Raw genomic sequence first — 12,125 nt, forward strand, 5'->3', positions numbered from 1 at the left:
GTCTGCCCAGTTTGGCATAGTACGGCGCTCGGTCCAGGCTCGAAAAATGACGGAACCCTAGCCGCATATGGGTAGGTGATAGCAAGGTTATCACTGCCTCACCGACGTTGTCATCAAAGCGTCATGGCCGCAGGCTTTCTAACAGCAGGGTTTTGAGGTTACTGAGGGTTTCATCGAAAAAGCCAGGATCATCCAGCGTGCGTCCGGCGACGGCTTCAATCTGCACGCGAAAATCTGCGTAGTGCTGAGTCGTCGCCCAGATAGAAAAAATCAGATGATAGGGCTCAATGGGTTTGAGTTTGCCCTGGTCAATCCAGGATTGAATCACCGCCACTTTCGCCTGCACCCGATCGTGTAATGGCTGCTGCAATTCCGCTAACAACAGCGGCGCACCCTGCAAAATTTCCATGCAGAACAAGCGTGACTCTTCCGGATTATCGCGCGAAAACTCCAGTTTAATGCGCAGGTAATCTCCCAGCGCCTCGAACGGATCCTGCTCCTCACTGAAACTGCTCAGCGGCAATAACCAGACGCGCAACAGCTCTTGCATGACCTGCACGTAGAGTTCTTCTTTAGTGGAGAAGTAATACAGCAGATTGGTTTTGGAGACGTCCGCTTCCTGAGCAATCTGATCGAGGCTGGCACCGTGCAGGCCGTAATGGGAAAAGGTGCGCAAGGCGGCATCCAGAATCGCCGCGCGTTTTATTTCCTGATTGCGCTGGCGACGCTTAATTGAAGCCGCTGTCGGTGTGCGCTTGGGTCGCTCTGCCGCTGTGGCGGTCTTATCGTTCAACGGAGTCTCCTGCCGGGTTAGCGGGCCTCATTCTAGCATCGACCACCCGACGCACGGCCAGCGTCTTATCGTTTATTGCACCGCCATGGTTCGTTCTGGTGGTTTTTTGCACAAACCATGTGCTCTAAGTTAGACCATTTGGTCCAACTTAACGGACTAATATTTACTAACTAATTGATTTATATCAATAAAACGGAGTTGGCCGACTTTCTGCAATGTGTTACGCCATTCGCGCCTACGGTCCCAGGCGCCCAGACGAGGACGGAGCATTATGAAGGTTGGTGTATTTATCCCCATCGGTAACAACGGCTGGCTGATTTCTAAAAACGCGCCACAGTACATGCCGTCGTTCGAACTGAACAAAACCATCACCCAACGCGCCGAGCATTATGGTTTCGATTTTGCGCTGTCGATGATCAAGCTGCGCGGCTTTGGCGGTGAAACCGAATTCTGGGAACACAATCTGGAGTCTTTCACGTTGATGGCCGGCCTTGCTGCCGTCACCAGCAAGATTCAATTGTTCGCGACCGCCGCCACCTTAACCGTACCGCCGGCCATCGCCGCGCGCATGGCATCGACCATCGATTCCATTTCCAACGGTCGTTTCGGTATTAACCTGGTCACCGGCTGGCAGAAGCCGGAATACTCGCAAATGGGGCTGTGGCCGGGCGACGAATTTTTCGCTTATCGCTACGACTATTTAACCGAATACGCCGAAATCCTTACCGAACTGTGGCAGACCGGAAAGAGCGATTTCAAAGGCGATTACTTCCAAATGGACGATTGCCGCGTCAGCCCTAAACCGAAAGGCCCGCTGCAAATCATCTGCGCCGGTCAGAGTGATGCGGGCCTTGCCTTCACCGCCAAATACGCCAACTACGCCTTCTGTTTTGGCAAGGGCGTGAACACCCCGACCGCTTTTGCCCCGACGGCCGAGCGCCTGGTCAAAGCCGCGGAAGAATCCAAACGCGACGTTAAAGCCTGCCCGCTGTTTATGGTCATCGCCGATGAAACCGACGAAGCCGCGCGCGCCAAATGGGAAAGCTATAAAGAAGGCGTCGACGAAGAAGCGATTGCCTGGTTGGGCGTTCAGGGCGCCGCCGATACCAAATCCAAAGGCGACACCAACGTGCGTCAAATGGCCGATCCGACTTCCGCCGTCAACATCAACATGGGCACCTTGGTGGGTTCCTATGAAACCGTTGCCGCCATGCTCGATGAAATTGCCGAGGTCAACGGCACCGAAGGCGTAATGCTGACCTTTGACGATTTCGTGCAAGGCGTCGAAAACTTCGGTCAACGCATTCAGCCTCTGATGAAAAGCCGCCAGCACATCGACGTTGAGGCGGAGGCCACGGCATGAGCATCGACGCCAAAGCCAGCGGCTATGCCTTAAGCAGCGACGGCTTCGATGCCATTATGCTCGACGCCAAACCCGAACCGATTCAACTGAAAGCCAGCGAAACGGCGGTCATCGTGGTCGATATGCAGAACGCCTACGCCAGTAAAGACGGGTATCTGGATAAAGCCGGTTTCGATGTGTCGGCCACCGGTCCGGTGATCGCCAACATCAACAAAACCTTAACCACTGCTCGCGCTGCGGGGATGACCGTGGTGTTTTTCCAGAACGGCTGGGACCCGCAATACCGCGAAGCCGGTGGTCCGGGTTCGCCTAACTGGTACAAGTCGAACGCACTCAAAACGATGCGCAAAAACCCCGAACTTGATGGCACCTTATTGGCGCGCGGCGGTTGGGATTATGAGCTGGTCGATGCGTTAAAACCCGAACCAACCGATCTGGTATTAGGCAAAACGCGTTACAGCGGCTTCTACAACACGCCGCTCGACAGCCTGTTGCGCGCCCGCGGTATTCGCAATCTGGTGTTTACCGGCATCGCCACCAACGTCTGTGTCGAATCCACACTGCGCGACGGTTTTTTCCTGGAATATTTCGGCGTCGTGCTGGCTGATGCAACGCATCAAGCCGGGCCGGAATCGATTCAGGCGGCGTCGCTGTACAACATCGAAACCTTTTTTGGCTGGGTGTCAGACGTGAATACCTTCTGCACCACCTTTGCCACCGAAACCACCCCAACGGCTGCGGCCGCCACTGACTGAACGAGGAAATATCCATGCCTAAGAAAGCTGTGATTCCCGCTGGCACCAGCACGCCCATCGCGCCGTTTGTGCCAGGTTCCATGGCCGATAACGTTCTGTACGTATCCGGTACCTTGCCGTTCGACAGCGACAACAATGTGGTCCACGTCGGCGACGCCGAAGCCCAAACGCGACACGTACTGACCACCATTAAAGGCGTTATTGAAACCGCCGGTGGCACCATGGACGACGTCACTTTCAACATGATTTTCGTCAAAGACTGGGCCGATTACGCGGCGGTTAACAAGGTCTACGCTGAGTTTTTTGCCGGTGAAAAACCGGCGCGTTATTGCATTCAGTGCGGCCTGGTGAAACCCGAAGCGCTGGTGGAAATTGCCAGCATCGCGCACCTGGCATAACCCAAGGCAATCGCATGATGTATCTGGAAGTGGTCGGTCAATTGGATGCGGATCAAACCGTGGTACTCAGTTCGGGACTCGGCGGTTCCGCTCGTTTCTGGGAGCCGCAGTTAAGCAGCCTGACCGAACGTTATCGGGTGGTGCTCTATGACCAGCTGGGTACCGGGCGCAGCCCGGCCGAACTACCGGAAGGCTATGCCATTACCGATATGGCCGATGAGCTGTGTACCGCACTCGATAATGCCGGCATCGACGACTTCCATTTTATCGGCCATGCACTGGGCGGCCACATTGGCCTGACGCTGGCGCTGCAACACCCGCAGCGACTGCGCTCCTTAGTGGTGATTAACGGCTGGCATCGGCTCAGCCCACATACCCAACGATGTTTTTCAGTGCGCCGAAACATTCTCGATAAGATCGGCGCGGCGGCTTATATCGAAGCCCAGGCGCTGTTTCTCTATCCGCCCACCTGGATCGACCAGAACGCCGATCAGTTGGCCGATGAAGATGCCCAGATGCTCAACCACTTCCCCCCGGCCGATAATCTGCGCCGCCGGTTGGACGCGGTACAAGCCTTTGCCATGAACGATGAACAGCTGGCGCAGATTGAAGCGCCAACGCTGCTGATCGCCAACCGTGATGACGTTCTGGTGCCCTGGACTTGCTCGCAACAGCTGGAACAACGGCTGCCGCGGGCGCGTCTGGAATTGATGGAGGCGGGCGGTCATGCCAGCAGCGTTACGCAGGCGGAACACACCAATGCCTTGCTTGTTGAACATTTGACCCGATTTCAGGGGGCGACCGCCTGATTCGTCGTTCGAATCAGCCCGTCCTCTTCATTTCCTATTAACGCGGTATAAGGATTTTTCATGTCCAGCTCCATCGACTCATCGGCCATCCAACAAGTCTTCACCGAAGCACGCACGCACAGCTTTTGGCAGGACAAACCTGTTCCCGACGCACTGCTGACCGAACTTTACGATCTGGTCAAACTGGGCCCGACCTCGGCTAACTGCGGACCCGCGCGGTTGATTTTCGTGCGCACCCCAGAAGGCAAAGAACGCCTTAAGCCTGCGCTGTCATCCGGCAACCTGGACAAAACCATGAGCGCCCCGGTTACTGCCATTCTGGCGTTCGACAATCGCTTTTATGAGCACCTGCCCGACTTGTTTCCCCACGCCGACGCGCGCGCCTGGTTCACCGGCAACGAAGCCTTCGCCCAGAAAACCGCCTTGCAAAACAGCTCCATTCAAGCCGGCTATCTGATTCTGGCCGCGCGTGCATTGGGACTGGATGCCGGCCCGATGGGCGGTTTCGATGCCGACAAGGTGAACGCTGAATTCCTGAATGATCGCAACTGGTCGGTCAACATGTTGATCAACCTTGGCTATGGCCAGAGCGATAAACTGCACGATCGACTGCCTCGTTTGAGCCTCGAACAAGCCGTCGATTTCTGCTGATACCGATGATTCCTAGGAGAATGCCATGAACGCACCCGCTGTTGCCGCAACCGAAACGGCTCCTGAATTGAGCTCAAAAAGCTACCGCGATGCCATGGCGGGACTGGCGGCGGCGGTTAACGTCGTCACCACCGACGGTCCTGGCGGCCGCGCTGGCTTCACCGCCACCGCCGTGTGCAGTGTGAGTGATCAACCCCCCACCTTGTTGGTCTGCCTTAATCGCAGCGCCTCCGCCTTTCCGGCGTTCGAACAAAACGACGCTCTGTGCGTCAACACCCTCAGTGCCGATCAGATGAGTCTGTCGAATCTGTTTGGTGGCAAAACGGACATGGCGGAGCGTTTTGAGGCCGCCAGCTGGACCGAAGGCGAATCGGGTGCACCGGTACTTGATAACGCTCTGGTGAGTTTCGATTGTCGCATCATCAAACGCGTCAGCCTGGGCACGCACGATACGCTGTTCTGTGAAGTGCTGGGCGTGAGTGAACCGCAAAGCACCGACGGCTTGCTCTATTTTGATCGTGGTTATCACGGTTTAAAACGGCTCTGAACAGAGCCGTTATTTCCCGCCTTGCAAGCAGGCAATCGCCTGCTCCAAACCACCGACGCTGAGTGAAAACATTCGCTGATCGGCCAGTTCACGCACCATGCCGATGCTTTGGGTGTGCCCCCAAAACCGCTCTGGAAACGGGTTTAACCACACCAGACGCGGAAAGTGCTGCGCCAAACGATCGAAGCTCGCCGCGCCCGGTTCGGTGTTCATAAAATCGATGCTGCCGTAAGCGGCGGCAATTTCATAAGGCGCCATGGCGGCGTCGCCGACGAAAATCACTTTATAGTCCGAACCGTAGGTTCGTATCACCTCATCCAATGACGTGACCGCCTTGCGGTGCAAGCGATTGTCAGTCCAGACATGATCGTAAATAAAGTTATGAAAGTAGAAATGCTGTAAGTGTTTGAACTCAGCGCGACAGGCCGAAAACAGCGTTTCACACACCTGCACATGCTCATCCATCGAACCGCCGACATCGATAAAGAGCAACACCTTAACGGCATTGTGACGCTCCGGACGCATCTTGATATCGAGCATGCCCGCATTGCGAGCGGTGGAACGAATGGTGTCATCGAGCGCCAATTCTTCCTGCGCACCGGTACGCGCAAAGCGCCGTAATTTTCGCAGCGCCATTTTCAGGTTGCGCGTCCCTAACTCAACGCCGTCGTCCAGGTTTCGGTACTGTCGCTGTTCCCAGAGTTTTACTGCCCGACGCTGACCGCCTTTGCCACCGACGCGCACGCCTTCGGGGTTATAACCACCGTGACCAAAAGGACTGGTACCGCCTGTGCCAATCCAGCGGCTGCCTCCTTCATGCCGTTCGCGTTGCTCGTTCAAGCGTTCTTCAAGCGCTTTCATTAACGCGTCCAATCCACCCATGGCTTCAATGGCGGCGCGTTCTTCAGGGCTGAATTGACGCTCCAGTTCCAGACGCAACCAATCGTCCGGCAGGTCTTCACCAAAAGGATTGGGCAGCGCTTCCAGCCCTTCGGTGAAGTGTGCAAAGGCGCGATCGAAGCGGTCGAATTGCGTTTCATCTTTGATCAGCGTCAGCCGGGATAACTGATAAAAATCATCCAGATCAAAACCGGCCAGGCGCGCCTGCAAAGCTTCAATCAGCACCAATAATTCTTTCGGGGTGACTTTAATGCCGTGCTGGCGCAACGTTGAAAAGAATCGGATGAGCATCGCTTAAGCGCCCGAACGTCGACTCATAAAAGCCAGCCGCTCTAACATGCGCACGTCTTCTTCGTTCTTCAGCAAGGCACCATACAACGGCGGCAAGGCTTCGCGAATATCACCGCCTTTTAATGCCTGGGCGGCAATGCGATCACTGGCAAGCAGTTTTAGCCAATCAATGAGTTCAGAGGTCGACGGCCGTTTTTTTAAACCGGGCACATCGCGGACTTCAAAAAACACCTCTAATGCATCGCGCATCAGTTCCGCTTCAATATCTGGAAAATGCACCTCGACAATGGCTTTTAAAGTATTGGCATCGGGAAACTGAATATAGTGAAAAAAACAGCGTCGCAAGAACGCATCCGGCAGCTCTTTTTCGTTGTTCGAGGTGATGATCACCACCGGTCGTTGAGTCGCTTTAATCGTCTCGCCGGTTTCATAGACATGAAATTCCATGCGGTCGAGTTCGACCAATAAATCGTTAGGAAATTCGATATCGGCTTTGTCGATTTCATCGATCAACAACACCGAGCGTTGTTCACTGGTAAAGGCTTCCCACAATTTGCCGGGCTTGATGTAGTTATGAATATCGTGCACCCGGTCGTCGCCCAACTGGCTGTCGCGTAAACGCGATACCGCATCGTATTCATAGAGGCCCTGCTGGGCGCGGGTGGTCGATTTGATATGCCACTGCACCAACGGCATGCCCAAAGCCGCCGCGATTTCTTCGGCCAGCATGGTCTTGCCGGTGCCGGGTTCGCCTTTCACCAATAAAGGCCGTTGCAAGGTGACAGCAGCATTAACAGCCAGCCGTAAATCGTCGCTGGCGATATAGCGGTCAGAACCTTCGAAGCTCGACATAGCGGTCTCTCGGTTAGAGGGTTTTGTGATAAAAACTCAGCGTCTTTTCGGTTTCCTGATCGGCATCCACATCCTGCCAGGAAAAACGCGCCGCCACACCCGACAAGGGTTGGTAACCATAGCGGCGCCAAATGCCATCCAGTGACTGATAGTCAGCCGGCTTTAACGGATGATCGTGTGGCCGGTCCACGGCGCAGAACACCACCTGATTCAAGCCTAAGCCTTTGGCCTGAGTTTCCCGCTCGGCAAAAAACTGACGATAAATACCGCGTCCACGATAGGCCGGTAACAACACCGATTCGGCGCAATAAAACACATCGTTTACTTCGATACCTGCATCCACAATCGGTTGTCGAAAAGCGGTTTCTTCATCGCTCATGGCCAGACCCGTAGCCGCACCGACAACTTGATCATCAGCAAATGCCAACACACAAACCGCGCTGTCACTATCGATGTAGGTGTGCAGATATTGCCGTTCGTAGTCGAGTGAACCTTTGTACAGATAAGGGAAGTCGCGAAACACAGCGATGCGTAATTTCGCGACATCATTGAGCCAAGGTTTCAGTTGCTCACCGGTGACCGTCTGTGTTGTTAATTCAGACACGGCTGCTCGAATCCGCCCACAAATTAATGCCACCGTCGGTGGCCAGCTGATCGATCTTCGTCAGTTCGTCAGCGGTAAATTCGAGGTTATCGAGTGCCTTCACACAGTCTTCTACCTGCGTGACTTTGCTGGCACCAATCAGAGCAGTGGTCACACGTGGATCACGCAGCGACCAGGCAATGGCCATTTGCGGTAGCGTCTGACCACGCGCCTGAGCAATGTCATTCAGGCCACGAATTTTAGCGATGTTGTCATCGGTGATCAGCTCGGGATTGAGCGCCGCACCTTTGCTGGCACGACTGGCGCGGCTGCCTTCGGGGATGCCGTTGAGGTATTTGCCCGACAACATACCCTGCGCCAAAACCGAGAACGCAATGCAACCGATACCTTCGTCTTCGAGCACCGGCAACAAGCCATCGTTTTCAATCCAGCGGTTGAGCATCGAATAGCTCGGCTGGTGAATCAAACAGGGTGTACCCAAGTCTTTTAAAATAGCGGCGGCTTCGCGCGTTTTTTCCGGACCATAGGACGATATACCGACGTACAAGGCTTTGCCCTGGCGCACGGCGCTGTCGAGCGCCTGCATGGTTTCTTCCAACGGTGTGTCCGGGTCGACGCGATGCGAATAGAAAATATCGACGTAATCCAACCCCATTCGGTCCAGGCTTTGATCGAGGCTCGCCAGCAGGTATTTGCGGCTGCCCCAACTGCCATAAGGCCCCGGCCACATGTCATACCCGGCTTTGGTGGAGATCACCAATTCATCGCGGTAGGGCGCAAAATCGGTCTTTAAAATTTTGCCGAAATTGCGTTCGGCTGATCCCGGCGGCGGACCGTAATTATTGGCCAGATCGAAGTGGGTAATCCCCAAGTCAAAGGCGCGTCGGCACATCGCCTGAGCGTTATCGAACGGCACGTTGTCGCCAAAGTTGTGCCACAGGCCGAGGGAGATGGCGGGCAATTTCAATCCGCTGCGACCACAGCGGTTGTAGCGCATCGATTGGTAACGGGTGTCAGCAGCGTTATACGGCATGGAATGTTCTCCACGAAAGACGGGGGCAACAGCTTAACAGAAGGATCCAGGACTCAGGCAAAGACGGTGATGGTCTGTCGGCTCACCGCTATCAACTCACCCTGTTCGTCCCAAACGTTAGCGTCAGTATGACCATAGCCTTCACCGGCCTGACGCGTCACCGCGCGATACGCAAACCAGGCATCGGCGGCAACCGGACGGTGCGGGTGTAAAAATTCCAGGTTCCAGGTCAGGGTGCTAGCCGGCGCCGGCGTTTTCAGTTGTTGCAGCAAGGTCGGCGGCCAGGTGTCGATCAGCGCCACCAGGTGCGCTTCGGTCCACTGCGCCGGCGCGGCTTTAAAGCGCATAAAGCCACCGTGATGGGCGGTTTTGCTGCCACTGAATGGAAAGCCGCCATCGAGCAACGTCATCTCCAGATGTTGGAAAAACTGCGGAGTTACATTGGGAATATAAGGAAAGAGAGTGGGTTTTTCCGGCATGGCAAAAGGTACGACATCCTCGGCAGATGCGCCGGTCACACTGTCACGACGGTCGCCAAAGCTGGCGAGCAATACCAGACACACCTCACCGTCCTGAATCACACGGGCCTCGGCCTGAGTCACGTACTTGCCGGAGCGCAGCACCTCGGTTTTAACGCCAAAATCCAGATCGGTCGCCAGAGGACCCACGAAGCTGATATTGAGACTGCGTAACGGCCGCTCGGCCGGAACCTGATCGCGCAGTATGCGAAATGCCATGGCGGCGGACAGACCGCCTAACACGCTTCGCCCTTGTCCCCAGGAGTCGGGAATACTGAGTTGTCCATCGGTACCGCAGGCGGCAGCTGCCGCTAATAATTCATCCACCGTCATCCGCTCAATTCCTGTTTTTATGATCGCAGTGAGTGCGATGAGCGGTTATGACTCGGGGGCAAATACCCCCGATTCCGCCACCGCTTCGCCCAACGCCCGGAAAGCCGCTTCGGCTTCACTCAGGTTCAGGCTGCCGCGCGTACAGGCCGCAATGATTACGCCTTCGTCCGGCGCCTGACCCGGCGTTGTCGCCAGGCCGATATTACAGGCGCGTCGGTGTTGGGTCCCGGTTTTGTGAGCAAAGCTCACGGATGATGGCAAACCGGCTTTGATTCGATCATCACCGGTCTCAATGCGCTCCAACGTCGACAACAACAAGGTCGCACTGGCCGGACTGAGCAGGTCACCCCGCGCCACCGCTTCCCATAATTCGCTGTACTGATCCAAGGGCGCCGAGTTTAAGCCGGTGGCGTAATAGCGATCGAAGGCCGCATCCAGATCCGGTGCATTGAACTCAGCGCGCGGCACACCCAGTACCTGAACCAAAGCCGCCACCCGATCCTCGCCATAGCCTGAAGCACGAATGGCAAATAAACCCTTGGGTGCCAGATGCATCGCATCGGGATGGAATTCACTGTAGGCATAACGGCGCACGTCCGCCAAGGTGGTAATACGACCAACGCCTAAACCGACCACACGCCGCACCATGGCGTTCACCGTGTCGGTGCCTAAATAGCGCAGTAACACATCGGTTGCGGTGTTATCGCTGTGAATCAGCATCTGGTCGAACAGATACTGCAAAGTCACCGCTGTGCCCGGTTCCTGCCAATTGGTTTCACCGGCGCCATCCACATAATCGAGTGGCTCCAGCACAATGCGTTCGTTCAGCGAGGTGCGTCCGGCATCGACCTCCTCAAGCAGCGTAATGGCCACGGCCACCTTCACCGTCGAGGCCAGATACCAGGGCTCCATGTCGCGCAACCCGACCACTTCGCCGCTCGACAAATCTTTCACATAGACGCCCAGTTCTCCGGGGTAGTTGGCGTCGATTTGCGCCAGGCGCGTGGTCAGTTGTGTGGTCCATTGAGGCGCTTCCTCCCCATCGGGGGATTCAGCGCGGACCGGCGCAATAGTCAGCGCCAGCAACAGACATATCAGGTGTAGCGACGGAAGAGTTCGAGCGTTTTGATCCATAGTGCAGTTGCAAATACCAAGATGAGTGTCAGGGTCAGGGCGTAGCCATAGCTGATGGTGCTTTCGAAACCGAGCAGGAAACGAAAGCCCACAAAGATGACCACGATGTGAAAAATAAACGCCTGAAGTGAATTACTGCCGATGATGGTGATGGGTTTCAACAGCAACGCCAGGGCACGACCGCCCAATAACGCCAGCGCCAGGATGGCAAACGCACCGGCCATACTGAACGCCATAAACTCGCTTTGCGGCGGGTGTTTGCCCACGTTATAGGCCAGGTTATAAAAGCTGCGCTGAAATTCCGGAAAGGCCAGCACACCGTAGACCAAGGCGCATAAGACACCGGCTCCGGCCAGTACACCGATCAGACGAAGCCGCAGTCGCCATTCATCCTGAGTCACGCGGATGCCTTCACCGATCAACAAACCGATCAACACCAAAGGCCCGCGCGTCAGTTGGCCCCAGGTATAGAGTTCTTCGTCTTCAATCAGGATGGCTTTGAGTGGCAGGCTGCTGAACCCATCCCAGGCACGCAGGCTTTCGGCCAGCACCACCATCAACAACGGGCTGAGCAATCGCAGCCAAAGCGGCATGCGCATCCACAACGATAAAAAGAACGGTACCCAGAGTAAGGCGATGGCGTAAAAGCCGAGCACCTCAACAAAGGAAGGGAAAATTTCATACAACAAGGCGGCAACGATTAACGACGGCTCAACGCCATCGAATAACTCGATCACCGTTAACACCTTGTACCAGAACAGCACTTTAAAACCGGTGAGGAATAGCTTTAAACGATAACGGGGCCAGTCGTCCGTGCCTACGCGTGGCAGGAAGGCGGCACCGAGTGCGATGCCGAACACCATAATAAAGAGAGATGAGGAAAACTTGGTGACCATGTGCAAGGGCACCAGGCCCCATTCGGGCATCTGGTCGTATTCAACCAAGCCGCGAATGCCATGGCTGAGAATCATCAAGGCGACGGCCACACCGCGCGCCAGATCGATGGCATCGACGCGACCACTCAACGGCGTTGCCGACGGTCGTGACCATAAACGAAGTGCGGATGTTGCCCTGGACAACTGAGTCACTGTGATTTCCTCAACCTGAACACAGTGATCAAGTTACCCAAGGCACGGCCACTTAG

The 12,125-nt window shown here is 55.6% G+C and carries 14 protein-coding genes; 6 read left to right on the plus strand and 8 right to left on the minus strand.

From position 1 onward, the window contains the following. Positions 1–121: 121 nt before the first annotated feature. Entirely contained in the window at positions 122–793 is a 672-nt protein-coding gene (gene rutR / locus BGP77_RS04235; protein ID WP_108163484.1) for an HTH-type transcriptional regulator RutR, read from the minus strand. A 271-nt stretch (positions 794–1,064) separates the two neighbouring features. Between rutR and rutA the strand changes: the two genes are divergently transcribed. Genes rutA through rutF form a run of 6 tightly spaced genes read left to right on the plus strand, consistent with a single transcriptional unit; the run spans position 1,065 to position 5,316 of the window. Further along, a complete protein-coding gene (gene rutA, locus BGP77_RS04240; protein WP_108163485.1) occupies positions 1,065–2,156 on the plus strand; it encodes a pyrimidine utilization protein A in 1,092 nt (363 codons plus the stop codon). After that, positions 2,153–2,911 carry a pyrimidine utilization protein B gene (gene rutB, locus BGP77_RS04245; RefSeq protein ID WP_108163486.1) on the plus strand — a complete coding sequence of 253 codons (759 nt, stop codon included), beginning with the start codon at positions 2,153–2,155 and terminating at the stop codon, positions 2,909–2,911. The genes rutA and rutB overlap by 4 nt, the downstream gene beginning before the upstream one ends. Before the next feature lie 14 nt (positions 2,912–2,925). Then, positions 2,926–3,309, plus strand: a complete 384-nt coding sequence (gene rutC, locus BGP77_RS04250; RefSeq protein ID WP_108163487.1) for a pyrimidine utilization protein C — start codon at positions 2,926–2,928, stop codon at positions 3,307–3,309. 14 nt (positions 3,310–3,323) lie between these two features. Continuing rightward, a complete protein-coding gene (gene rutD / locus BGP77_RS04255) occupies positions 3,324–4,118 on the plus strand; it encodes a pyrimidine utilization protein D (protein WP_233252297.1) in 795 nt (264 codons plus the stop codon). A gap of 60 nt (positions 4,119–4,178) precedes the next feature. Beyond that, a complete protein-coding gene (locus BGP77_RS04260; RefSeq protein ID WP_108163489.1) occupies positions 4,179–4,769 on the plus strand; it encodes a malonic semialdehyde reductase in 591 nt (196 codons plus the stop codon). A gap of 25 nt (positions 4,770–4,794) precedes the next feature. After that, on the plus strand, positions 4,795–5,316 hold the full coding sequence (rutF, locus tag BGP77_RS04265) for an NADH-dependent FMN reductase RutF (protein WP_108163490.1): 522 nt from the start codon (positions 4,795–4,797) through the stop codon (positions 5,314–5,316). Positions 5,317–5,325: 9 nt separating this feature from the next. On the opposite strand, the gene BGP77_RS04270 is transcribed toward rutF, so the two are convergent. From BGP77_RS04270 to BGP77_RS04300, 7 genes are read right to left on the minus strand one after another with little or no spacing between them, the layout of a single operon-like run. Further along, positions 5,326–6,507: a VWA domain-containing protein gene (locus BGP77_RS04270; RefSeq protein WP_108163491.1), complete on the minus strand. Its 1,182-nt coding sequence runs from the start codon at positions 6,505–6,507 to the stop codon at positions 5,326–5,328. A 3-nt stretch (positions 6,508–6,510) separates the two neighbouring features. Next, the gene (locus BGP77_RS04275; protein ID WP_108163492.1) at positions 6,511–7,359 is read right to left on the minus strand and encodes a MoxR family ATPase; all 849 of its coding nucleotides are present in this window, start codon (positions 7,357–7,359) and stop codon (positions 6,511–6,513) included. Positions 7,360–7,372: 13 nt separating this feature from the next. Continuing rightward, positions 7,373–7,963: a GNAT family N-acetyltransferase gene (locus BGP77_RS04280; protein ID WP_108163493.1), complete on the minus strand. Its 591-nt coding sequence runs from the start codon at positions 7,961–7,963 to the stop codon at positions 7,373–7,375. Then, positions 7,956–8,996, minus strand: coding sequence for an L-glyceraldehyde 3-phosphate reductase (gene mgrA, locus BGP77_RS04285; RefSeq protein WP_108163494.1), 1,041 nt, complete (start codon positions 8,994–8,996; stop codon positions 7,956–7,958). The genes BGP77_RS04280 and mgrA overlap by 8 nt, the downstream gene beginning before the upstream one ends. A gap of 53 nt (positions 8,997–9,049) precedes the next feature. Continuing rightward, complete coding sequence (locus BGP77_RS04290) at positions 9,050–9,847, minus strand: acyl-CoA thioesterase II (protein WP_108163495.1); 798 nt, start codon at positions 9,845–9,847, stop codon at positions 9,050–9,052. A 45-nt stretch (positions 9,848–9,892) separates the two neighbouring features. Further along, positions 9,893–10,933: a serine hydrolase gene (locus tag BGP77_RS04295; RefSeq protein WP_158269267.1), complete on the minus strand. Its 1,041-nt coding sequence runs from the start codon at positions 10,931–10,933 to the stop codon at positions 9,893–9,895. Between the two features lie 8 nt (positions 10,934–10,941). Beyond that, positions 10,942–12,069, minus strand: a complete 1,128-nt coding sequence (locus tag BGP77_RS04300; RefSeq protein WP_233252298.1) for an acyltransferase family protein — start codon at positions 12,067–12,069, stop codon at positions 10,942–10,944. Positions 12,070–12,125 lie beyond the last annotated feature (56 nt).

Source organism: Saccharospirillum sp. MSK14-1, from assembly GCF_003054965.1.
GTDB lineage: Bacteria > Pseudomonadota > Gammaproteobacteria > Pseudomonadales > Natronospirillaceae > Saccharospirillum.

Coding starts and splice junctions, on each gene's coding strand:
- mgrA (WP_108163494.1), bottom strand. CDS start 8,996: ATGCCGTATAACGCTGCTGACACCCGTTACCAATCGATGCGCTACAAC.
- BGP77_RS04290 (WP_108163495.1), bottom strand. CDS start 9,847: ATGACGGTGGATGAATTATTAGCGGCAGCTGCCGCCTGCGGTACCGAT.
- rutA (WP_108163485.1), top strand. CDS start 1,065: ATGAAGGTTGGTGTATTTATCCCCATCGGTAACAACGGCTGGCTGATT.
- rutD (WP_233252297.1), top strand. CDS start 3,324: ATGATGTATCTGGAAGTGGTCGGTCAATTGGATGCGGATCAAACCGTG.
- BGP77_RS04260 (WP_108163489.1), top strand. CDS start 4,179: ATGTCCAGCTCCATCGACTCATCGGCCATCCAACAAGTCTTCACCGAA.
- rutB (WP_108163486.1), top strand. CDS start 2,153: ATGAGCATCGACGCCAAAGCCAGCGGCTATGCCTTAAGCAGCGACGGC.
- rutF (WP_108163490.1), top strand. CDS start 4,795: ATGAACGCACCCGCTGTTGCCGCAACCGAAACGGCTCCTGAATTGAGC.
- BGP77_RS04270 (WP_108163491.1), bottom strand. CDS start 6,507: ATGCTCATCCGATTCTTTTCAACGTTGCGCCAGCACGGCATTAAAGTC.
- BGP77_RS04275 (WP_108163492.1), bottom strand. CDS start 7,359: ATGTCGAGCTTCGAAGGTTCTGACCGCTATATCGCCAGCGACGATTTA.
- rutC (WP_108163487.1), top strand. CDS start 2,926: ATGCCTAAGAAAGCTGTGATTCCCGCTGGCACCAGCACGCCCATCGCG.